This window comes from Mesorhizobium sp. B2-8-9 (genome assembly GCF_006439475.1).
Taxonomy (GTDB): domain Bacteria; phylum Pseudomonadota; class Alphaproteobacteria; order Rhizobiales; family Rhizobiaceae; genus Mesorhizobium.
Genome location: NZ_VFTQ01000018.1, coordinates 18,744 through 41,989, shown reverse-complemented (window position 1 = coordinate 41,989; position 23,246 = coordinate 18,744). Strand labels below are relative to the sequence as shown.

Here is a 23,246-nt window from a genome sequence, read left to right as displayed (position 1 = left end):
TGCACAAATCCTACGCTGCCGGCGGGGGTCCGGCCGGATCGCAGGCATTTTCGCCATTCATCGTTGAAAAAGGGTGAAAGAGCCCGTGCCGGGCTTAACCCTAACGGATCGTTATGGCGGTAGATGAGCCGCCGGCCTCGGCGCTGAAGATTTTTCCGACGGCCCCTTTACATTCTCCCCGGCCCCAGGATTTATCCTTTTCTTTGCGCTCAAGGAGCAGGGAAATGTCCTTCGAAAACTGGGCTGCCTTCGCCGCCGCCTCTTCCATTCTTCTCATCATTCCTGGCCCGACGATCCTCCTGGTCGTCTCTTATGCGCTTGGGCAAGGCTGGCGCACCGCGTTGCCGATGGCGGTGGGCGTGGCGCTGGGCGACTTCACCGCCATGACGCTGTCGATGCTCGGCATTGGCGCGCTGCTTGCGGCTTCGGCAACGGTGTTCACCATGCTCAAGGTGATCGGCGCCGGCTATCTCATCTATCTCGGCATTAAACTGTTCCGCGCCGGCGGCGCGCTGAAGGCGGAACCGCGCACCGACGCGGTCTCGGCGGCACGGATGATGGCGCATGCCTGGCTGGTGACGGCGCTGAACCCGAAGAGCATCACCTTCTTCGTCGCCTTCCTGCCGCAATTCCTCGACCGGCATGCCGACTTCTGGACGCAGATGCTGATCTTCGAGACGACCTTCCTGACTTTGGCCTTCGCCAATGCCTTTGGCTATGCGCTGGTCGCATCCAGGGCCCGGGCGATCGTGCGCAACCCGAAGGCGATCCGCATCTTCAACCGCACCGGCGGCACGCTGCTGGTCGGCGCCGGCATCGCCACGGTGGCGATGCGGTCGGCCAACTGACGCTATGAAGGACGCGTTCGGTCTTACCTATTCCGGTGTGACCGAAGCCGGGTTTTCGTCCTACGCCCGCGCCGTGCATGAATTGCAATGCTTCATCGGCGACCCGGTCGGCTCCATCGACCGCGCCATCGCCGATGATCCGGCCTTCGTCATGGCGCATGTTTTCAAGGGCTATCTGTTCGGCCTCGCCACCGAGCGGGACGCAATGGCCGTCGCGCGATCATGCCACATGGCGGCGCTGCCGCTCGCCGGCACCACGCGCGAACGGGCGCATGTTGCGGCGCTTGGGCATCTAGCCGATGGCCGCTGGCATGAAGCCGCGCGCATCCTCGAAGACATCGCGATCGACACTCCGCGCGATGCGCTGGCGCTGCAGGTCGGGCATCAGATCGATTTCTTCACCGGCAATGCGCGCATGCTGCGCGACCGCATCGGCCGGGCGCTGCCGGCCTGGCAGAAAGGCATGCCGGGCTACCACGCCGTTCTCGGCATGCAGGCGTTCGGGCTGGAGGAGATGGGCGATTATGGCCGTGCCGAATCCTTCGGCCGGCAGGCTGTGGAGATCGAACCGCGCGACGGCTGGGCGCAGCATGCGGTCGCGCATGTCATGGAAATGCAAAGCCGGCAACGAGACGGCATCGCCTGGATGCGCGCCAATCCAGATGCATGGACCAAGGAGAGTTTTCTCCAGATCCACAATTGGTGGCACCTGGCGCTGTTCCATTACGATCTCGGCGAAACCGACGAGGTGCTCAAGCTCTATGACGGGCCGATCTATGGCGACCGCTCGACATTGGCGCTCAATATGGTCGATGCCTCGGCGATCCTGTGGCGCCTCGCTCTGGGCGGCGTCGATGTCGGCGACCGCTGGGCGGCGCTTGCCGGCAACTGGATGCCAAAAGCCGCCGCCGGCAATTATGCCTTCAACGACGCGCATGCGATGATGGCCTTTGTCGGCGCAGGGCTGGAGGCGCCGGCGAAAACGCTGATCGAGACGCAGCGCGAGGCGATGCGCGGCGAGGATGACAACGCCGCGTTCACGCGCGATGTCGGCCATCAGCTGACGCTTGCGATCAAGGCTTTCGGCGAAGGCAAATATGACGAGGCCGTGCGCCTGATCCGGCCGATCCGCTCGATCGCGCATCGTTTCGGCGGCAGCCATGCGCAGCGCGATGTGATCGACCTGACGCTGATCGAGGCCGCTCTGCGCGCCGGCGATACGGCGCTCGCGCGAGCGCTGACGGCCGAACGGCAGCTCGCCAGGCCCGACAGCCCGCTGTCGGCGCTGTTCTCGCGTCGCGCCGCCGATTTGTCAGAGAATTGACCCGGAGCGGATCTTGTCCTAAAAACTGGCCAAGCCAGATTTTTTCGGGATCCGAAAAAATTAACGGCAGTGGGAGGAAATCATGTATCTCGGCCTCGACCTGGGCACTTCGGGCGTCAAGGCGCTGCTGATCGACGACGGCCAGAAGGTCATCGGCTCCGGCCATGGCTCGCTCGACGTTTCGCGGCCGCATCCGGGTTGGTCGGAGCAGGATCCGGCGCATTGGATCGAGGCCTGCGAGACGGCGATTGGCGAACTCAAGGCTTCCCATCCGAAAGAGCTCACCGCGATCAAGGGCATCGGCCTTTCCGGCCAGATGCACGGCGCCACCCTCCTCGACGCCTCAGACAAGGTGCTGCGCCCGTGCATCCTGTGGAACGACACGCGCAGCCATGTCGAGGCGGCCGCGCTCGATGCCGATCCGCGCTTCCGCAAGCTCACCGGCAACATCGTCTTCCCGGGCTTCACCGCGCCGAAGCTTGCCTGGGTGAAGAACAACGAGCCGGCAATCTTCGCCAGAGTGGCCAAGGTGCTACTGCCAAAGGATTACCTGCGGCTCTGGCTGACCGGCGAGCATATTTCCGAGATGTCGGATTCGGCCGGCACCTCGTGGCTGGATGTCGGCAGGCGGCGCTGGGCGCCCGAATTGCTGGCGGCGACGTCGCTCGACGAGAAGCACATGCCGTCGCTGGTCGAGGGCACTGCCAAGGCCGGTGGGCTGCGCGGTGAGCTTGCTTCCAAGTGGGGCGTCGCGGCGGGTATTCCTGTTGCCGGCGGCGCCGGCGACAACGCGGCCTCGGCCTGCGGCATGGGCACGGTCGGCGCCGGGCATGCCTTCGTGTCGCTCGGCACGTCGGGCGTGCTGTTTGCGGCGAACGCCTCCTATTTGCCCAATCCGGAAAGCGCAGTGCACACGTTCTGCCATGCGCTGCCCGACACCTGGCACCAGATGGGCGTGATCCTGTCGGCCACCGATTCGCTCAACTGGCTGTCAGAGATCACGGCAAAGAGCGCCGGCGACCTGACCGGCGAACTCGGCGATACGCTGAAGGCGCCGACGGGCGTTACCTTCCTGCCCTATCTCTCGGGCGAGCGCACGCCGCACAATGATTCCGCCATCCGCGGCTCCTTCACCGGGCTGGCGCATCAATCGAGCCGGGCCGTGCTGACGCAGGCGGTGCTCGAGGGCGTCGCCTTCGCCTTTCGCGACAGTCTCGAAGCGCTGAAGACGGCCGGCACGACGCTGAGCCGGGTGACCGCGATCGGCGGCGGCTCGCGCTCGCGCTATTGGCTGAAAGCGATCGCTACCGCGCTGCAGGTTCCGGTCGATATTCCGACCGACGGCGATTTCGGCGCGGCGTTTGGTGCGGCAAGGTTGGGGTTGATTGCCGCGACGGGGGCCGATCCGCTTGCCGTCTGCACTGCGCCGGCCACGGATGCGACGATCGAGCCGGATGTCGGGCTGGGTGGCGCTTATGCTGATGCGTATCAGAGGTATCGGGCGCTGTATCCGGCGATAAGAGCGATAACTGCGTGACTATGTGCGAGGCCCCCCTCTCTGCCCTGCCGGGCATCTCCCCCGCAAGTGGGGAGATTGGATGTCACGCCGGCTTTCGCCAATCGCCGGCGTTGCAAGGAGAGGCGAGGCCTCGAAGCTGCCAATCTCCCCCTCTGAGGGGGAGATGGCCGGCAGGCCAGAGAGGGGGGCCTCACATCGCCTCTCCGCAATTAGCCTCACTGCGCCGGCACCTTATCCAAGAACCCGGTGACACTCTTCAGCCGCCCATTCTCGATGACGCCAATATCGGTGCCTTCGATGACGGATTCCGTGCCTTCCGGCCCAAGATTCCACGAGAAGCGGATCTTGTCCGCGAAACCGTCCGGCTCACCCTTCAGCGAGAAGCGGAAGCCGGCGAAGCGCTGTTGCACGCCGTCTATCAGCGCGGCGATGCCGTCATGGCCGTCGCCCTGCATGACCGGGTCGCGATAGCTGACGTCGCTGGTGAAGGCGGCTTCGAGCAGCGCCTTGCGGCGCTGCGCATCGATCTCGTTCCAGGCGGCGATGTAATTGCGGGCGATCGTGTTGAGGTCGGTCATTGTCATGGTCCTTCGTTGGATCGTTTCGACATGACGCTTTTCGCCCGGCAAAAGAGTGAAACCAATTACGCCTGAGGTAATCGGGAAACCATCTCGGAGAGGAAGGAAACCATGAGCAACGGATTTTTCGGCGACATCAAGACAATCAAATATGAAGGGCCGGATTCGACCAATCCGCTGGCCTACCGCTACTACAACCCCGATGAGGTGGTGGCCGGCAAGCGGCTGGAAGACCATCTGCGCTTCGCCGTCGCCTACTGGCATTCCTTCGCGTGGCCGGGCGGCGACCCCTTCGGCGGCCAGACCTTCGACCGCCCTTGGTTCGCCAAGCCGGGCGGCGTCGACACGATGGAGCTGGCCAAGCTCAAGGCCGACGTTGCCTTCGAAATGTTCTCGCTGCTCGGCGCGCCCTATTTCTGCTTCCACGACGCGGACGTGCGCCCGGAAGGCAAGGACTTTTCGGAGAGCGCCGCGCGCCTCGACGAGATCGCCGACTATTTCGCGGCCAAGATGGAAGAGACCGGCGTCAAGCTGCTCTGGGGCACGGCGAACCTCTTCTCGCATCGCCGCTTCATGTCCGGCGCGGCCACCAATCCCGATCCGGATGTGTTCGCCTATGCGGCGGCGACGGTGAAGAGCTGCATCGACGTCACCAAGAAGCTCAAGGGCGAGAACTATGTGCTGTGGGGCGGCCGCGAGGGCTATGAGACCTTGCTCAACACCGACCTTGCCCGCGAGCAGGAACAGGCCGGCCGCTTCCTCAACCTCGTCGTCGACTACAAGCACAAGATCGGCTTCACGGGCACGATCCTGATCGAGCCGAAGCCGCAGGAGCCGACGAAGCACCAGTACGACTACGACGTCGCCACCGTCTACGGCTTCCTCAAGCGCTTCGGGCTGGAGAAGGAAGTAAAGCTCAACATCGAGCAGGGCCACGCGATCCTGGCCGGCCATTCCTTCGAGCATGAGCTGGCTTTGGCGAATGCGCTCGGAATCTTCGGTTCGATCGACATGAACCGCAACGACTACCAGTCGGGCTGGGACACCGACCAGTTCCCCAACAACGTGCCGGAAATGGCGCTTGCCTATTACCAGGTGCTGCAAGGCGGCGGCTTCAAGACCGGCGGCACCAATTTCGACGCCAAGCTCAGGCGCCAGTCGCTCGACCCGGACGACCTCCTGATCGGCCATATCGGCGGCATGGATGCCTGCGCGCGCGGTCTGAAAGCTGCGGCGAAGATGATCGAGGACAAGGCGCTGTCCGGCCCGCTCGCCGAGCGCTATGCCGGCTGGAACACCGCCGAAGGCAAGGCGATGCTTTCGGGCGAGCGCACGCTGGAGGAGATCGCCGAGCGCGTCGTGAAGGAGAAGATCGAGCCGCAGCCGCGCTCCGGTCGGCAGGAACTGCTGGAGAACATCGTCAACCGCTACGTCTGATCGCTCAGGCGGAATGCCCGAGCGTATAGCATTCGCGCGGGGTAGAACTTCACGACAAGGTTTTGCCCCGAGCCGCCCCTCAATCGCCCCGCTCTTGCCTTCAAACAGCCGTCACGGAACTCGTATAAACGTGGCTCCTGTGGCGGGTGAAGAAGAAGGAGGCGAACCGATATGCAGCACGAACGCGAGATCGACGCCCTGCTTTCGTCCGGTGAAACCGGATCGATCATCGACCGGCTGATGGCCTTGCCCCATTCAAAAGACGGCGGCCGCAAGACAAATGAATGGGACCGCGCGGTCGCCGCTCGGTTGGAAACGGCGCTGGCCAAGAGCATGCGTACGCGCATCGTCGGCGAAGGCCGCGACGCCGCCTGACAATTCCCGTGATTTGACGAAAAGAGGTGGCTTCTCCATCCTGCACCGATGATACGCGCGGTGCTGCTTGATCTTGTGGGTGTCGTCTATGATGGCGATACCCCGATCGCAGGAGCCGTGACCGCGGTCGAGCGTTTGCGCAAGGCCGGCCTGCCGCTCCGCTTTGTCAGCAACACGACACGCTCGCCGCGCAGCAAGATCGTCGCGCAACTTGCCGCCATGGGCATCGAAGTTGCGGATGAAGAACTGCTGACGCCGGCGCGCGCTGCGATCGAATGGTTGCGCAGGCATGGGCGCGAGCCGCATCTGCTCGTCCATCCCGATCTCGAAGCAGAGTTTTCGGGCCTGGAGGGAGGAAGCGGCAAGGCGGTCGTCGTGGGCGATGCGGGCGAGGCGTTCGGCTACGCCAGTCTCAACCGTGCTTTCCGCGCGTTATCCGCCGGTGCCGATTTTGTGGCTTTGGCCACCAACCGCACCTTCAAGGATGCGGACGGCCAGCTCAGCCTCGACGCCGGCGCTTTCGTTGCGGCCCTCGAATTCGCCAGCCGCCGAAAGCCCGTCGTGCTCGGCAAGCCGTCGCCGGACTTCTTCGTTTCGGCGCTCGCCGATTTGAACTGCCCTGCGGCCGATGCGGTCATGGTCGGCGACGACGCGGAGAGCGATGTCGCCGGCGCGCTCAGCGCCGGTCTTGGCGCGGCGCTGCTCGTACGGACCGGCAAGTACCGCCCCAAGGACGAGACGCGATACGATCCGGCTCCGACGGCAGTGGTCGATGACCTCGCCGCCGCAACAGACTGGATTCTCAACCGCGCCGCAGCCTGACCGGCGCCTCGCCGAAAGCTCTTGAAAATGCCCTGGAAAATGCTGCGGCGGAGGAAAAGCCCGTACGACCGGCAATGTCGGCCATGGCGATGCGCGTATCGACCACGAGCCGCCGGGCGGCGCTGAGGCGCAGCCTCAGATAATAGGCGCCGGGCGTCTCGCCGATCGATTTGCGAAAAATGCTTTCCAGCGTTCTTGCCGTGACGCCGGCGCGTTTTGCCACGGCGTCGATGGTGAGCGGCTGGTCGACATGCGCTTCCATCAGCCGGATCGCCTGGGCAAGCCTAGGATCGTAGCCGTCGAGCCGACCGAGCGAGACCAGCGGCTGCGCGTCGGTCGCGGCGCGCGCTTGGTCGTAAATGAAGACGCTCGCCACATCGAGCGCCGCGGCCATGCCGAGCCTGGTGCGGACCAAATGCAGCATCAGGTCGAAGGTCGGCGAGGCGCCGCCGGAGGTGAAGACCGGCCCGTCGATGACATAGCGGTCCGGCCGCACGTCGACGCCTGGAAAGGCGGCGGAGAAATCCTCCATGTCTTCCCAATGCGTGGTGGCGCTGCGGCCCTCGAGCAGGCCGGCGCGCGCCACCAGCCAGGTGCCGGCCTCGACGCCGCCACAGGCGCGGGCAGCGCGCGCTGCCCTGCGCAGGCCCGCGAGCAATGCCGACGTGGCGTAGTTCTGCGTGCCGAAGCCGGCGACGACAACCAGCATGTCGGTGGCCTCGGCCGCGTCGAAGCGGCCGCTGACGGCCACGGGGAGGCCGCATGTCGTCACCGGCGCCTCGCCGGTGACCGAGACCAGCTTGAAATCGAACAGCGTCTCGCCCAAGATGCGGTTTGCTGCGCGCAGCGGGTCGACCGCCGAAGCCACGCACATGATCGAGGACCCCGAGAACACGAGGAGCGTAACCTTGAGCCTCTCGCGCTCGGATCGAAAGATGGTCGGCTTTTCGCTTTTGATCATGAGAGCTTCGTAAAACGCAAAACAGTTTCCGGCAAGTCGGGCATTCTTGGTGAATTGCCGTGCATGCCGTGCCGCTATCGGCTCCCGCTTCTGGGTGGCATGCATGGCCGATCGAATCTGGGAGGATCAAGATGCCGCTTGCGATGAACCGCGAGGTCTTCATTACCTGTGCCGTGACCGGCTCCGGCGGCACGCAGGACCGCAGCCCGCATGTGCCGCGCTCGCCCAAGCAGATCGCCGATTCGGCGATCGACGCCGCCAAGGCGGGTGCGGCGATCGTCCATTGCCATGTGCGCGACCCCGAGACCGGCAAGCCGAGGCGCGACGTGCATCTCTACCGCGAGGTGACCGAGCGCATCCGCGAAGCGAACGTCGACGTGGTGCTGAACCTCACTGCCGGCATGGGCGGCGACATGGTGTTCGGCTCGCCGGAAGCGCCTTTGCCGCTCAACGAGAAGGGCACCGACATGGGAGGCGCCACCAACCGCATGGAACATGTGCGCCAGTGCCTGCCGGAGATCTGCACGCTGGATTGCGGCACGATGAATTTCGCGGAGGCCGACTATGTGATGACCAACACGCCGGGCATGCTGCGCGCCATGGGCGGCATGATGACGGCGCTGGGCGTGAAGCCCGAGATCGAGGCCTTCGATACTGGACATCTGTGGTTCGCCAAGCAGCTGGTCGAGGAAAAGGTGCTCGACCCGGATGCGCTGGTGCAGCTCTGCATGGGCGTGCCGTGGGGCGCGCCGGACGACCTCAACACCTTCATGGCGATGGTCAACAACGTGCCCTCGACCTGGAACTGGTCGGCCTTCTCGATCGGCCGCAACCAGATGGCCTATGCGGCGGCGGCCGTGCTTGCCGGCGGCAATGTCCGCGTCGGCCTGGAAGACAATCTGTGGCTCGACAAGGGCGTGCTCGCCACCAACGCGCAGTTAGTCGAGCGTGCCGCGAGCATCGTGACCAATCTCGGCGCTCGCGTGCTCGGTCCGGAAGAAGTGCGCAAGAAGCTCAACCTCACCAAGCGGGCGCCGATCGCTGCCGCGGCTTAAGGCGGGCGCTGGCCATGGCTGATACCGTCAAGTTCACTGCGATGAAGGACGGCGACAAGGAAGACTATGAATTCCTGACCGCCCATGAGATCGACTACGCCGCCAAGACCGGCGACCGGCTGCTCGACGCGATCGTACAGCTGGATGAGGGTCTTTCCGGCTACAAGATCACCCGGCTCGGCCATTCGCTGCAGGCGGCGACGCGCGCCTGGCGCGACGGCGCCGATACGGACTGGATCGTCTGCGCGCTGCTGCACGACATCGGCGACATCTACGCGCCCTACAATCATGACGAATATGCGGCTGCGATCCTGAAACCCTTCGTGCGCGAGCAATGCACCTGGGTGGTGGAAAAGCACGGCGACTTCCAGCGCCTCTATTACGCGCATCACCTGGGCGGCAACCGGCATGCCCGCGACCGCTTCGCCGGCCACCTCTATTTCGATGACTGCGACCAGTTCTGCGAGCGCTGGGACCAGTCGAGCTTCGATCCCGACTACGAGACGCTGCCGGTCGAGTTCTACCGGCCCTTCGTGCTCGAGGTCTTCGCCCGAAAGGCCTACGATCCGGCGGTGATCCGCACCGGCGAGCGCGTGGCCCTAACAGATCCCGAAACAGCCAAGACGAGAACCGGAGCCTGACAAGCATGAGCATCATCAACAAGGCGGCCGCCATCGGCGGCGGCGTCATCGGCGCCGGCTGGGTGGCGCGGCTGCTCCTGAACGGCATCGACGTGTCGATCTTCGATCCCGATCCGGAAGCGTCGCGCAAGGTGGGCGAAGTGATGAAGGGCGCGCGCCGCGCCTACAAGCAGATGCTGCCCGGCGGCCTGCCCAAGGAAGGCAAGCTCACCTTCGCCAAGACCATCGCCGAGGCGGTTGCCGACGCCGACTTCATCCAGGAAAGCGTGCCGGAGCGGCTCGACCTCAAGCACAAGGTGCTGGCCGAGATCGACCAGCATGCGCCCGCCAACGCCATTGTCGGCTCCTCGACCTCCGGCATCAAGCCGACCGACATGCAGGTGGCGATGAAGAAGCATCCGGAGCGGCTGGTCGTCGGCCATCCGTTCAACCCGGTTTATCTCTTGCCGCTGGTCGAGATCGTCGGTGGCGAGCAGACCTTCCCCGAGGCGATCGAGGTGGCCAAGGAGCTCTACGCCTCGATCGGCATGAAGCCGGTGGTGGTGCGCAAGGAGATCGAGGCCTTCGTCGGCGACCGCCTGCTCGAGGCCGCATGGCGCGAGGCGCTTTGGCTGGTCAAGGACGGCATCTGCACCGTCGAGGAACTCGACGACATCATGCGCTATTCCTTCGGCCTGCGCTGGGCGCAGATGGGCATGTTCCAGGTCTACCGCGTCGCCGGCGGCGAGGCCGGCATGCGCCACTTCATGGCGCAGTTCGGGCCCTGCCTGAAATGGCCGTGGACCAAGCTGATGGACGTGCCCGAGTTCAACGACGAGCTGGTCGACCTGATCGCCACGCAGTCGGATGAGCAGGCGCATGGTCTGTCGATCCGCGAACTGGAGAGGATCCGCGACGACAATCTGGTCGCGATCATGGAAGCGCTGTCGAAGCAGAACAAGGGCAAGGGCTGGGGTGCCGGCGCGCTGCATAAGGACTATACCAGGCAGCTCGCCAAGCTGGCCGCGAAGAAGACTCCAGCCAAAACTGCCGAAAAGCCCAAGCCGGTGAAGAAGGCAGCCAAGCCGGCAAAGGCTGAGAAGCCCGCCAAGGGCGATAAGGCGAAGAAGAGCAAAAAGAAGGGCTGAGGCGATGCATTTCGGTCTTTCGGAAGAACAGAAGCTCATCGTCGAGACGACGCGCGCCTTCGTCGAGAACGAGCTCTACCCGCATGAGCGCGAGGTGGAGCGCACCGGCGTGCTGCGCCGCGAGCTGATCGACGAGTTGAAGGCCAAGGCGATCGAGGCCGGGCTTTATGCCGCCAACATGCCGGCCGATGTCGGCGGCGCCGGCTTGGACACGGTGAGCTGGCTGCTCTACGAGAAGGAGCTTGGCCGCGCCAATTACGCGCTGCACTGGACCTGCGTGGCGCGTCCGTCCAACATCCTGCTTGCCGGCACGCCGGAGCAGCGCGAGAAGTATCTTTTCCCGTGCATCCGCGGCGAGAAGTCGGACTGCCTGGCGATGACGGAGCCCGGCGCCGGCTCCGACCTGCGCGGCATGAAGGCGACCGCGGTGCAGGACGGCTCGGACTGGGTGCTCAACGGCACCAAGCATTTTATCTCGCATGCCGACATCGCCGATTTCGCCATCGTGTTCATGGCTTCGGGCGAAGAGGATTCGCCGCGCGGCAAGCGCAAGAAGATCACCGCCTTCTTCGTCGACAAGGGCACCAAAGGTTTCACGGTGCGCGACGGCTACCGCAATGTCTCGCATCGCGGCTACACCAATTCGATCCTCGAATTCGACGACTGCCGGCTGCCGGCTTCCCAGGTGCTCGGCGAAGTGCATAAGGGCTTCGACGTCGCGAACTCGTGGCTTGGTGCCACGCGTCTCCAAGTCGGCGCCACCTGCCTCGGCCGCGCCGAGCGCGCGCTGTCGCATGCCATCGAATATGCCGCGCAGCGCCAGCAGTTCGGCCAGCAGATCGGCAAGTTCCAGGGCGTTTCGTTCAAGCTCGCCGACATGGCTACGGAGCTCAAGGCTGCGGACCTGATGGTCTTCGAAGCCGGCTGGAAGTACGATCAGGGCACCGTCACCGACCAGGACATGGCGATGGCCAAGCTGAAGGCCACCGAGATGCTGGCCTTCGTCGCCGACGAGGCCATCCAGATCCATGGCGGCATGGGGCTGATGGACGACCTGCCGCTGGAGCGCATCTGGCGCGATGCCCGCGTCGAGCGCATCTGGGAAGGCACGTCGGAGATTCAGCGACATATTATTTCGCGGGCGCTGCTGCGTCCGTTCGGAGCTTAGAGCATGATGCGCCAAGGCTCGGATCCGGCCTTGGACAAGATCGCGCTCAAACGAAAAGATGGCCATGCATAAACTCGAACGTCTCTTGCGCCCAAAATCGATCGCCGTGTTTGGCGGGGCGCAGGCCGCCGCCGTCGTGGCGCAGTCGATCAAGATGGGCTTTGCCGGCGAGATTTGGCCGGTGCATCCGACCAAGGACGAGGTCGCCGGCCGCAAGGCCTATCGCTCCGTCGCCGACCTGCCCGGAGCACCGGACGCCGCATTCGTCGGCGTCAACCGGCATCTGACCATCGAGGTGATCAAGGCGCTGGCCGAACGCGGCGCCGGCGGCGCCGTCTGCTTCGCCGCCGGCTTCCTCGAGACCGAGGCCTATGACGAGGACGGCGAGCGGCTGCAGGCCGAGCTCGTCGCGGCCGCCGGCCAGATGCCGATCATCGGGCCGAACTGCTACGGCCTGATCAACTATGCCGACGGCGCGCTGCTTTGGCCCGACCAGCATGGCGGCATCCGCCTGGCCGAGGGCGGCAAGGGCGTCGCCATCATCACCCAGTCGTCCAACATCGCCATCAACATGACGATGCAGAAGCGCGGCCTGCCGATCGCCTTCCTGATGACGGCCGGCAACCAAGCGCAGACCGGCCTTTCGGAAATGGCGTTGGGCCTGATCGAGGACGAGCGCGTCACCTCGCTCGGCCTGCATATCGAAGCCTTCGATTCGGTCGCCGGCTTCGAGAAGCTGGCGGCGCGAGCACGCGAGTTGAGGAAGCCGATCATCGCCATGAAGGTCGGGCGGTCCGAACAGGCGCGGCAGGCGACGGTGTCGCACACCGCCTCGCTGGCCGGCTCGGACGCTGCCTCCGGCGCGTTCCTGAAGCGGCTCGGCATAGCACGCGTCGATTCCATTCCGGCCTTCATCGAGGCGCTGAAGCTTCTGCACGTCACCGGCCCCCTGCCCGGCTACAAGCTTTCGTCGATGAGCTGCTCGGGCGGCGAGGCTTCGGTGATGGCCGACAGCGCCGAGGGGCGCTGGGTGCATTTTCCGGCCCTGACGGCCGAGCACCGCGCGCATGTCAAATCGACGCTCGGACCGCTGGTCGCGGTCGCCAATCCGCTCGATTACCACACCTTCATCTGGAACAACGAGCCGGCGATGACGGCCACTTTCACCGCCATGGTGTCGGGCGGCTTCGACTTGAACATGCTGGTGCTCGACTTCCCGCGCCCGGACCGCTGCTCGGACGTCGACTGGTGGGCGACGCTGCGCGCCTTCGAGGCGGCGCTGAAAACCAACAAGGCGCAAGGCGCGATCGTCTCCTCGCTGCCGGAAAACCTGCCGGAGGAATACACCGCCGGATTGATGGCGCGCGGCATGGTGCCGTTGTTCGGCATCTCGGAAGCCATGGACGCCGCCCAAGCCGCCGCCTTCATCGGCTGGGCTTGGCATGAGCCGCAGGCGCAGCCGGTCGACACCACCGCGGCAGGCACGTCCGAAGCCAAACGCGTAACGCCGGACGAGGCCGAGGCCAAGGAAAGGCTGATCAAGGCCCGCCTGCCGGTGCCGAAGGGCGAACGCGCCTCCAACGCGGTGGAGGCGGTGATCTCGTCCATGACGCTGGGCTTCCCGGTAGCGTTGAAAGCGCTCGGCGTGACGCACAAGTCGGAAGTCGGCGCCGTCAGGCTGAACCTCAAGGACGCCGAATCCGTCAGCGCCGCCGCGCATGACCTTCTGCCGCTCGGCACCGGGCTTTATGCCGAGCGCATGGTGCGCGACGGCGTCGCCGAGCTGATCGTCGGCTTCACCCGCGATCCGATGTTCGGCGTGGTGATGACGCTCGGCACCGGCGGCGTGCTGGTCGAGCTTTTGCGCGACAGCGTGACCCTGATGCTGCCGGCGACGCGCGACGACATCGAGGCGGCATTGCGTGGGCTCAAGCTCTATCCGCTGCTCGAAGGCTATCGCGGCCGGCCGAAGGCCGACGTCAACGCCGCCATCGACGCCATCGCCGGCATTGCCGACTTCGTGCAGAAGAACGAAGGCGAGATCGAGGAACTCGATATCAACCCGCTGATCGTCTGCGCCGAAGGCAAGGGCGCCTGGATCGCGGACGCCCTGCTCGTGCTTGGAGAGAAGAAGAATGGCTGAAATCATTACCACCCGCCGCGAGGGCACGATCCTCGAGGTCACGCTCGACCGGCCGAAGGCCAATGCTATCGATCTGAAGACATCGCGGCTGATGGGCGAGACCTTCAAGGCGTTCCGCGACGATCCGGAACTGCGTGTCGCCATCGTCAAGACGGCCGGGGACAAGTTCTTCAGCGCCGGCTGGGACCTGAAGGCGGCGGCGGCCGGCGATGCGGTCGACGGCGATTACGGCGTCGGCGGCTTTGCCGGGTTGCAGGAGCTGCGCGACCTCAACAAGCCGGTGATCGCCTGCGTCAACGGCATGGCGGTGGGCGGCGGCTTCGAGCTGGCGCTGTCCTGCGACCTCATCTACGCCTCGGATCATTCCTCCTTCGCGCTGCCGGAGATCCGCGCCGGCACGCTGGCCGACGCTGCGACCATCAAGCTGCCGAAGCGCATCCCCTATCACATCGCCATGGACCTTCTGTTCACCGGCCGCTGGATGGATGTCGCCGAGGCGCATCGCTGGGGCCTGGTCAACGAGGTGCTGCCCAAGGACAAGCTCGAGGAGCGCGTCTGGGAGATCGCAAGATTGCTCGCCAGCGGCCCACCACTGGTCTTCGCCGCAATCAAGGAGACGGCGCGGGTGGCCGAGGCGCTGACCTTCCAGGACGCGATGAACAAGGTGACGCGCCGGCAGCTGCCGACGGTCGATAAGCTCTACGGGTCGGAAGACAATATGGAAGGGTTCCGGGCTTTCGCGGAGAAGCGCGAGCCGGTTTGGAAGGGCAAGTGATTCTGCGGAAATGACGGAGCGAGGCCCCCCTCTCTGCCCTGCCGGGCATCTCCCCCTCAAGGGGGGAGATCAGATGTCACGCCCGCTTTCGCCAATCGCCGACGTTGGGAAAGAAGTTCCGTCGACGAAACTGCCAATCTCCCCCCTTGAGGGGGAGATGTCCGGCAGGACAGAGAGGGGGGCCTGGGCTCGGCCTTGGCTACCTGTTCCGCACCCATGACCGACTACAAAACCCTCATCGACGCCGAAACCTGGGCCTTCATCGAGAAGACCAATTCCTATTATCCGCCGGACACGATCGACTACACGATCGAAGAGCAGCGCGCGATCTATGACCGGATGTGCCGCGAGTTCTTTGCCGGCTATCCGCAGGGCGTGACCGCCTTGACGACAGGCATCGCCGACGGCATCCCGATCCGCATCTATCGCAACGCGGAGCCGAACGACGCTGCGATGGTGCTCTACCTTCATGGCGGCGGCTTTATCCTGGGCGGGCTGGAGAGCCATGACGATGTCTGCGCCGAGCTTTGCGCCCGCACCGGTTACGAGGTGGTCTCGGTCGACTACCGGCTGGTGCCGGAGCATCTGCATCCGGCCGCCTTCGACGACGCCATGGACGCGTTCGAATGGGCCGCCAAGACCTATGACTGCCCTGTCGTGCTTTGCGGCGACAGCGCCGGCGGCAATCTCTGCGCGGCGGTAGCGCATGCGACGCGCGGCCATGAAAAGAAGCCGGCCGGCCAGATGCTGATCTATCCCGGGCTCGGCGGCGACCATTCGCGCGGCTCCTACGTCACCCATGCCGAGGCCCCGATGCTGACCGTGCGCGATCTCCACTTCTACAAGCATATCCGCACCGCCGGCGTCGACCAGACCGGCGACATCACGCTCTATCCGCTGGCCGACGCCGATTTCGCCTATTTGCCGCCGACGGTGCTGATCACCGCCGAGTGCGACCCGCTGTCGTCCGACGGCGAAGCCTATCGCGACCGCATCATCGCGGCCGGCGGGCGCGCCGCCTGGTTCGAGGAGCCGGGCCTGGTGCATGGCTACCTCAGAGGCCGCCACATGGTCGGCCGGGCACGGACGAGCTTCACCCGCATCGTCGAGGCGGTATCGGCGCTCGGCCGGGGCGACTGGATCTGGTAACGCCCCTGGCGACCGCAAACACTTTCCACCCCGCTATCCTCCCATGAACCTTTCCACGCCGGCCAGCGACTGATGGCCAGGCGCCGCAATGGCGCGGCCCGGAAAGGAAAGCCGCCATGACCAGAAACCCAGAGACTTCGCGGTCTCCGGGAACAACGGAAGCCCAGCGCGATCACCGCCTTCGGTCGACGCGCTGGGCTTCCGGCTGATTCCGTTGACCCTGCCCGGCAGCCGGCGTATCGTCACAAAGAGGAAAACAGACAATTCGAACGGGGAAGAACGTGCCGGAACGCCGCGCCTTGCCCTGGTTGGCGCGGTAGAGGCGGACGTTCCTTCCAGCGGCTTCGGGGGGAGTTCAATGTCTGGCGTTCGCGGCTCGTTCCTGCGTTCCCGTGGCCGCCGTTTGCGCCGCGCAATCGCAACAAGCGGCGGAATTCTGGCGTTGGCGCTGTCCGCCGGCTTGTGGCTCGGCGCGGCGAAGGCGCAGGAAACCCAGATCATCTATCCCGGTTCGATGGCGGTCACCGGCTTTCCGGGCACCACCATTCCCGATTTCGATCAGGGTCTGCCCCCCGGCGTCGACCCGGTCGACGAGACCTTCATCGATACATCCCGCGCATCCTTGCGCATTTTCGACGTCTCGCATCTCGGCGGGCCCGCTTCCGGCCAACTCGTCAACACGCGGCCGCCCTTCGAGGTGACGGCCGGGCAGATCGGCGAGGTGTTCGGCCTCGCCTATGACGATGGCGTGCGCGACGGCGTGCCCTCAGGCGTTCCCAACCTCTACGCGGCTGCGACCTCGCTGCATGGCGTCGAGATCGTCACGCCGGACGCCGACCATGACGGCAGGCCGGAACGGCAGCGCCGCGGCACCGCGGGCGCCACCTTCATGGACGGCCAGTTCGGCACCGAGAATGGCGGCGGTCCGGGCACGATCTGGAAGATCGACGGCATCACGGGCGTCGTCTCCAAATTCGCCGACATCGACACCAACAGCGGGCCGGGCATCGCCAATCTCGCCTTCGATCCGACCCATCGCGAGTTCTTCGCTTCGGATCTCGACACCGGGCTGATTCACCGCATTGATATCGAGGGCAATCTGATCGACAGCTTCGACCATGGCGTTGCCGGGCGCCCGGCGCATGGGCTCGCCCCGGTCGCCGACGACACCGCCGTGATGGACATCCAGGCTGCCGCTTTCGATAGCGAAGACCGCGCGACCTGGGGCTACACGCAGGATGCGCGCCGCGTCTGGGCTGTCGCCTATCATGGCGGCCGGCTCTACTATTCCGTCGGCGAGAAGGCCGAAATCTGGTCGGTCGGCATCGCGAGCGACGGAGGCTTTGCCGGCGGTCCGCGCTGGGAACTGACGGTCAAGGCGGACCAGGACTATGCCGTCACCGACATCGCCTTCGACAATAAGGGCTTCATGTATCTCGCCCAGCGCGGCCCGGTCGAGAACCGCTACGATTACAGCCGCTTCGCCGATTCCGGCAAAGGCGAGCTGATACGCTACTGGCGCGACGATCCGGACGATCCGGCAACGGAATCGGCCTGGGTCGAGGTGCCGCAGGAATATGCCGTCGGCTTCCCGCAAGGCAACCGTCAGTCGGCCGGCGGCGTCGACCTGCAATATCGCTATGACGCCGAAGGCAATCTCGACACTTCCGTTTGCACCGACACCGTCGTCAACACCGGCGACAAGTTGCGCGACAATCCCGAACTTGCCGAGCGTCTCGCCGCTGGCGGGCCGCTTGCCGTGCATGGCGTCCAGCTGACGCCAAGCGCGCTGGTCAAGCCGGCGAACGTTCCGCCCTTCGGCTCATGGTTCGTCGACTTCGACGGCTATTTCGAAGACCCGGACGTCCAAGGCCATGTCGGCGACGTAAGGGTCTGGCGCCCCTGTGAGGGCCGCGCCGGCTACTATGAGGAAATCCCCGGCGGCGGCTACCTGCCTCCGTTCTATCCGCCGGAGTTCCCGCCCCCCGGCAACCTGCCGCCCTGCGTGGATATCGAGGACGTGCATTACTACTGCACGCCACGCGGTCTGCGGGCCGAACTCTATCTCCATGACCATGCCGGCTTTGGCGGCGATTCGATCAAGGCGCAGTCCAGGACGCCCGGCGTCGGGGTATCAACCCCCATGTCGCATGTTCCGGGCAAGCCCTACACGATCGACATCACCGGCCATGATCCGGGCGACACCGTCAATGTCGGGCTCTGCTTCTACCGCAAGTCCGACCAGGACAAGGGTGGCTACTACCCTTGCTGCAAGATGACGCTGCCGCTCAGAACGCCAGCCGTCAGCTGCGAACGTTGAGGGAGGGACAGATGAGCAATCTCGCCCTTTCCCGCTTCGTTTCGAGCAACCCGAAACCCGTCATGGAGACGATCATGAAACCCCTGTCATATGCCAGGCGCGGCGCGCGCTGGCTGATGGCGGCCGGTATCGCGGTCGCCATGATGCCGGCACTGCCGGCGCTCGCCCAGGACCAGGCTCCGGCCAAGACCAATCAGGCCGCCAATCCGGCGTCACGCGGCATCAATGCGGAACTCGCCCGGATCGTGCCCTTCTTCACCAAGAAAGGCAGCCAGAAAAGCTGCGATACGGTCGAATATGTCCTGAGCTTCGGCATCCATGGCGACCCGCAGGACTTCGACCGCCCAAGCGTGGCCGCCCTGCTCAAAGCGACAAGGCTCGACTTCAAGGACCAGCTGCCGCACGGCCTGCAGATTGTCGGCATCGATGTCTCCGGCGACGGCACCAGCGCCTCCGGCGGAGCGCTGCCCGTTGCTTCAATCGGCACGTCGGACAGCCCGAACGACACGGCCAGCGTTTCCAACTTCCGGATCAGCGCTGCCAACCTCGATGGCGCGGGTGCTGCGAACGAACGCGTCATCACCTTCCGCATCACCGCCAGGATAGACCATGCGACCTTTCCCGTGCCGACGACGGTCGACAACCAGGGTGAGATCGAGGTGGCCTTCAGGGGCGGTTCGGCAACAACGATCCACTCGCAGGATCCGGACAGACCGGACGACGGCGATTTCCTGACCGGCGTGAAGACGTCGATCAAGATCGACCTGATCAAGTGCAACCCGCCGCCGCCACCTCCCGGCAAGGAATGTTTCAAGGTCGAGCGCGGCACGGTCGATTGCGTGCCAGGCGGCGGCGCCTTCATCTATCATATGCCGGTCGGCCCGGAGATGGGCGACAAATGGGTGCAGGTGTCGACGACGACGCCCGGCGTCAGCATCGTTCCCGACATGCAGAAGGTGCCGATCGGCGGCGGCGTGCTGAACTGGAAGATCATCGGCGCTTCGCCCGGCGAGACCATCCACCTCGTCGTCACCGGCATCGAGACCTATGCCGGGCCGAAGGAAGGCTGGGGGCTCTGCTGCACGCAGGTGATCGACATCGTCGTCCCGCGCGACCTCAGATGCCCGCCCAAGGACAAGGAGCCGGACCTCAAGGTCGAGAAACATGCGGACGTGCCGCGTTGCACGATGGCCGGCGGCTGCGACTTCACCATCACCGTCACCAATGTCGGCGACGCGCCCTATAACGGCAAGATCGTGCTCGACGAGGTGACGCTGCCGGCAGGCTCAGTGCTGACCTCCGGGCCGAACGCGCCCTGGGTCTGCGCGCCCGGCACGACGCCGATGACCTGCACCTATCCGGCGGCCACGCTCAACCCCGGCGCCTCCGTCAACCTCAAGCTCGGCTTCAAGCCGGCGGGCGGCTGGCAAGGCGGCGTGCTGCGCAACTGCGCCGCCTATGACTACCAGGCCAGCGGCAAGCCGCTGTTCGGCAGCCAGCAGAACGACCGCGGCTGCGCCTCGATCCCGATCTGCCGCCGCGGCGATCGCGATCCGCAGTGCAATCCGCCGGTCGAGAAGAAGGTCGACCTGATCCTGAAGAAGCGCGCCCGCACCCCGGTCTGCACGCCGGACGGCGCCTGCACTTTCGTGATCGACATCATCAACAACGGCACCGGTACCTATAACGGGCCGCTGACGGTGATCGACACCTACCCCGGCGGCGCGCCCACCTCGTCGACCTTCGGGCCGAGCCCGCCATGGGCCTGCGGACCGAACGGCCCCGGACAGTTCCGCTGCGACAATGCCGGCATCTCGCTGCCTCCGGGCGCCTCGACGCCGATCGTCGTTAGGGCGGTGATGCCGGCGAACTACCGGCCGGACACGGTGGAGAACTGCGCCGAGGTGAAGGGCATTGCCGGCGAGGTCGACCTTGCCAACAACAAGGCTTGCGCCATCGAGCGCATCCGCCACCCGAATGGCGGCCAGCCCGGCCTGCGCATCACCAAGACCTGCGATGGCTCGCTCGCCGGCGCTGCGGTTGTTTCCTGCCGCATCACCGTCACCAATGCCGGCACCGCGGCCCCCACCGGCCCGGTGCGGGTCAACGATGCCGCCACGCTGGTGTCGGGCGGAGCGCCTGTGCAAATCCAGACCGTCACTCCTGACGGTGCGGACTGGGCTTGCGGACCGGTGCCTGCCAACACGCTGTCGTGCCAGATTCCCGGTGCCGCGATGACGCCCGGAACCAGCCGGCACTTCGACGTGACGGTGAGCGGCAACGGCGCGTTCGAGAATTGCGCGCGCGGCTCCTACGGGCCGGCGCCGGGTGACGACATTGTCTACCCGATCGGCCAGGCCTGCGCGAAGGGCGGCGGCGGCTCGACCATCCGCGTCGAGAAGACCGGCCATGCCGAATGCCGGCCGGGAGAACCATGTTCGTTCGAGATCACCATCACGAACGATGGGCCTACCCCCTTCTCCGGCCCGGTCCGCATCGGCGATGCAATCGGCATCGACGGCATCGGCAGGCTGGAAGGCGTCCGGATCACCGCGATCGAGCCGCCTTTCGGCTGCTCGCCGGAGCCGGCGACGCTGCCGGCGTCCTGCATCGCCAACCTGGCGCTCGGCGCCGGAGAAAGCCGCAAGCACCATGTCACCGTGACCCTTCCCAACGACAGGCGGCTTGCCGATCTCAAGGGCACGGTCAGCGGGCAGAATTGCGTCGGCGTGCTCTCGCCGAACACGCCGGTGCAAAGCGGTGGCGACGTGCTGTCGCGCACGCCGAGCGGCATGCAGGGCGATCGCGGCAAGGCCTATGCGTGCCATCCCTTCACCGTCAGCCGAGAGGTTAAGAACCAGTGCTTGTATGGAATGGTGCTGAACTCGGCCGGCCGCTGTGTCTGTCCGGAAGGCACCATCTTCCGTGACGGCCAATGCTCGTCCGGCGGCGGCAAGCTTCTGCCGCTGCCTGTGCCGCAGCGTTGCGTCCTGCTCCAGGGCCAGATCCGCACCGAGGACGGACGCTGCGTCTGCCCGCGCGGCACCGAGCTGGAGAACGGCAGATGCGTGCGGGGCGAAGAGCCGCAGGAGCCGCAATGCACGCTGCGTCCCGGCCAGTACCGCGACCAGAACGGCAATTGCGTCTGCCGCCGCGGCGAGCTGGTGAACGGCGTGTGCCAGGTCGTCCCGCCAAAATGCACGATCCGTGGCGCAGTGCTGACGACGGACGGCTGCGTCTGCCCGAAAGGCACGCATCTCGACCGTGCCGCCAAGGCTTGTGTGCCTGACAAGGAGCCGCCCGCCCAGTGCCGTATCCGCGGCCAGTCCCGCAACGCCGATGGCGATTGCGTCTGCCCGAGCGGCATGGAGGTGCGCGGCGGCGCCTGCCGGCCGATCGTGTCGAAGCAGTGCCCGGTTCGCGGCCAAGTGCGCGACGCCAACGGCAACTGCGCCTGCCCGGACGGCCTGGTGGTGCGGGGCAAGGCCTGCCAGCGACCGAGGCCGAGCCAGGAGCAGTGCGCCATCCGCGGCCAGGTCCACAACAAGCGGGGTGACTGCGTCTGCCCGCGCGGGACCGAAATCCGCAACGGCGCCTGCCGCAAGGCGTCGGTGGAATGCGCACCGGGTGCGGAGTTCATCGACGGACAGTGCCAGCCGGTTTTCACTCGGCGGCGCTGCCCGGCCGGAACGGCCGGACAGTATCCGGATTGCTACCCGATCCGCAGGCAGCCGGACATCGAGATCAACCCCGGCATCCTGCTCAACCCAAATGTGCTGCAGCAATTGGTGCCGCAGCGCCAGCCGCGGCGCATGCTGCAGGATCCGGCGGGCGCCAACATCCAGAACTTCAAGCCGTAATCTTGGCTGAAGATCGAGACCCGCCGGAGCGATCCGGCGGGTTTTCTCTTCCACATCGAGGAAAGCTCTACGGCAGGCGGGCCAGTGCGCCCGTCGAAAACATGCCCCCCCTTGGCCGGATCATGGTCGAGGGCGTTTCACCGTTTCACGAAAACGGTGAAACGCCCTATCTCTTTGTTTTCACGCAATTCCGGACGGAAAAGCGCTCGCACTTTTCCTGGAATTGCTCTAGGCAATCGCCCTGACAGGCGCGACCACGCGCACAGGACCGCCGGGAGAATTTGCGCCATGAGCAAGAAGACCCTGATCGCGCCATCGGTGCTGGCATCGGATTTTTCGAAGCTGGGCGATGAGGTCGAGGCCGTCGCGGCGGCCGGCGCTGACTGGATCCATCTCGACGTGATGGACGGCCATTTCGTGCCCAACATCACCTTCGGCCCGCCGGTGATCAAGGCGATCCGCAATCGCACCAAGGCCTTCTTCGATTGCCATCTGATGATTGCGCCGGCCGATCCTTACCTGGCGGCCTTCGCCGAAGCGGGCTGCGACGGCATGACGGTGCACGCCGAGGCCGGGCCACATCTCGACCGCTCGCTCCAAACCATCAAGAACCTCGGCAAGAAGGCAGGCGTCTCGCTCAACCCGGCAACGCCGGAAACGGCGATCGAGTATGTGCTCGACCGGCTGGACCTCATCCTGATCATGACCGTCAATCCGGGCTTCGGCGGGCAGGCCTTCATCCCGGCGATCGTGGACAAGGTGAAACGGGTGAAGGCGCTGATCGGCGGTCGGCCGATCCGTATCGAGATCGACGGCGGTGTTTCGGCCGAAACCGCGCCCCTGGTGACCGCGGCCGGAGCCAATGTGCTGGTAGCGGGCGCCGCAGTCTTCAAGGGCGGCAGCGTCGAAGCCTATAGGGCAAATATCGAAGCAATTCGAACGGCTGCCGACAGGGCCGCCAGTTAAACATATAACGGTGCGAGCCTCGCGGGCGTTGTACAACCGCGACAGGCATTGAACGATTGTTCATTCTATGAAGCGACGCAGGAACATCGACTTTTCCCTGAGATTCTACTTTGTTCAATAAATAGACGGTCCGCTTGTCTTAAAGTCGAATATCGTCATCTTCCACTTGAGACACCAC

The 23,246-nt window shown here is 65.3% G+C and carries 18 protein-coding genes; 16 read left to right on the top strand and 2 right to left on the bottom strand.

What is annotated here, in order from left to right; genetic code table 11:
- Nucleotides 1–224: 224 nt before the first annotated feature.
- The 3 genes from FJ423_RS20915 (at nucleotide 225) to xylB (ending at nucleotide 3,709) form a co-directional block, all read left to right on the top strand.
- Nucleotides 225–848 carry a LysE family translocator gene (locus FJ423_RS20915; protein ID WP_140844649.1) on the top strand — a complete coding sequence of 208 codons (624 nt, stop codon included), beginning with the start codon at nucleotides 225–227 and terminating at the stop codon, nucleotides 846–848.
- Between the two features lie 4 nt (nucleotides 849–852).
- Nucleotides 853–2,172, top strand: coding sequence for a tetratricopeptide repeat protein (locus FJ423_RS20910; RefSeq protein WP_140844647.1), 1,320 nt, complete (start codon nucleotides 853–855; stop codon nucleotides 2,170–2,172).
- 82 nt (nucleotides 2,173–2,254) lie between these two features.
- Complete coding sequence (gene xylB, locus FJ423_RS20905) at nucleotides 2,255–3,709, top strand: xylulokinase (RefSeq protein WP_140844645.1); 1,455 nt, start codon at nucleotides 2,255–2,257, stop codon at nucleotides 3,707–3,709.
- 197 nt (nucleotides 3,710–3,906) lie between these two features.
- On the opposite strand, the gene FJ423_RS20895 is transcribed toward xylB, so the two are convergent.
- Nucleotides 3,907–4,269: a nuclear transport factor 2 family protein gene (locus tag FJ423_RS20895; RefSeq protein ID WP_140844643.1), complete on the bottom strand. Its 363-nt coding sequence runs from the start codon at nucleotides 4,267–4,269 to the stop codon at nucleotides 3,907–3,909.
- A gap of 111 nt (nucleotides 4,270–4,380) precedes the next feature.
- Here FJ423_RS20895 and xylA point away from each other — a divergent pair, with 111 nt between their 5' ends.
- The 3 genes from xylA (at nucleotide 4,381) to FJ423_RS20880 (ending at nucleotide 6,903) form a co-directional block, all read left to right on the top strand.
- Entirely contained in the window at nucleotides 4,381–5,706 is a 1,326-nt protein-coding gene (gene xylA / locus FJ423_RS20890; protein WP_140844641.1) for a xylose isomerase, read from the top strand.
- Nucleotides 5,707–5,877: 171 nt separating this feature from the next.
- Nucleotides 5,878–6,081 carry a hypothetical protein gene (locus FJ423_RS20885; RefSeq protein WP_095768166.1) on the top strand — a complete coding sequence of 68 codons (204 nt, stop codon included), beginning with the start codon at nucleotides 5,878–5,880 and terminating at the stop codon, nucleotides 6,079–6,081.
- A 60-nt stretch (nucleotides 6,082–6,141) separates the two neighbouring features.
- Nucleotides 6,142–6,903 carry a TIGR01458 family HAD-type hydrolase gene (locus tag FJ423_RS20880; RefSeq protein WP_348642917.1) on the top strand — a complete coding sequence of 254 codons (762 nt, stop codon included), beginning with the start codon at nucleotides 6,142–6,144 and terminating at the stop codon, nucleotides 6,901–6,903.
- On the opposite strand, the gene FJ423_RS20875 is transcribed toward FJ423_RS20880, so the two are convergent.
- A complete protein-coding gene (locus FJ423_RS20875) occupies nucleotides 6,884–7,864 on the bottom strand; it encodes a GlxA family transcriptional regulator (RefSeq protein WP_140844637.1) in 981 nt (326 codons plus the stop codon). The genes FJ423_RS20880 and FJ423_RS20875 overlap by 20 nt on opposite strands.
- A gap of 131 nt (nucleotides 7,865–7,995) precedes the next feature.
- Here FJ423_RS20875 and FJ423_RS20870 point away from each other — a divergent pair, with 131 nt between their 5' ends.
- From FJ423_RS20870 to rpe, 10 genes are all read left to right on the top strand, one after another.
- On the top strand, nucleotides 7,996–8,919 hold the full coding sequence (locus FJ423_RS20870) for a 3-keto-5-aminohexanoate cleavage protein (protein WP_140831948.1): 924 nt from the start codon (nucleotides 7,996–7,998) through the stop codon (nucleotides 8,917–8,919).
- A gap of 14 nt (nucleotides 8,920–8,933) precedes the next feature.
- Nucleotides 8,934–9,560 (top strand): HD domain-containing protein, encoded by a 627-nt coding sequence (locus FJ423_RS20865; protein ID WP_140844635.1) that lies wholly within the window; start codon nucleotides 8,934–8,936, stop codon nucleotides 9,558–9,560.
- Between the two features lie 5 nt (nucleotides 9,561–9,565).
- Nucleotides 9,566–10,687: a carnitine 3-dehydrogenase gene (locus tag FJ423_RS20860; protein ID WP_140844633.1), complete on the top strand. Its 1,122-nt coding sequence runs from the start codon at nucleotides 9,566–9,568 to the stop codon at nucleotides 10,685–10,687.
- Nucleotides 10,688–10,691: 4 nt separating this feature from the next.
- Nucleotides 10,692–11,855, top strand: coding sequence for an acyl-CoA dehydrogenase (locus FJ423_RS20855; protein WP_095768160.1), 1,164 nt, complete (start codon nucleotides 10,692–10,694; stop codon nucleotides 11,853–11,855).
- Nucleotides 11,856–11,919: 64 nt separating this feature from the next.
- Entirely contained in the window at nucleotides 11,920–13,998 is a 2,079-nt protein-coding gene (locus FJ423_RS20850) for an acetate--CoA ligase family protein (protein ID WP_140844631.1), read from the top strand.
- Entirely contained in the window at nucleotides 13,991–14,773 is a 783-nt protein-coding gene (locus FJ423_RS20845; protein ID WP_140844629.1) for a carnitinyl-CoA dehydratase, read from the top strand. Before FJ423_RS20850 ends, FJ423_RS20845 begins: the two co-directional genes overlap by 8 nt.
- A gap of 216 nt (nucleotides 14,774–14,989) precedes the next feature.
- A complete protein-coding gene (locus FJ423_RS20835; RefSeq protein ID WP_140844625.1) occupies nucleotides 14,990–15,922 on the top strand; it encodes an alpha/beta hydrolase in 933 nt (310 codons plus the stop codon).
- A 358-nt stretch (nucleotides 15,923–16,280) separates the two neighbouring features.
- Entirely contained in the window at nucleotides 16,281–18,242 is a 1,962-nt protein-coding gene (locus tag FJ423_RS20830) for a hypothetical protein (protein WP_140844623.1), read from the top strand.
- Nucleotides 18,243–18,253: 11 nt separating this feature from the next.
- The gene (locus FJ423_RS20825; RefSeq protein WP_140844621.1) at nucleotides 18,254–22,102 is read left to right on the top strand and encodes a hypothetical protein; all 3,849 of its coding nucleotides are present in this window, start codon (nucleotides 18,254–18,256) and stop codon (nucleotides 22,100–22,102) included.
- Between the two features lie 288 nt (nucleotides 22,103–22,390).
- Nucleotides 22,391–23,068, top strand: a complete 678-nt coding sequence (gene rpe / locus FJ423_RS20820) for a ribulose-phosphate 3-epimerase (protein ID WP_140686993.1) — start codon at nucleotides 22,391–22,393, stop codon at nucleotides 23,066–23,068.
- Nucleotides 23,069–23,246: the final 178 nt, after the last annotated feature.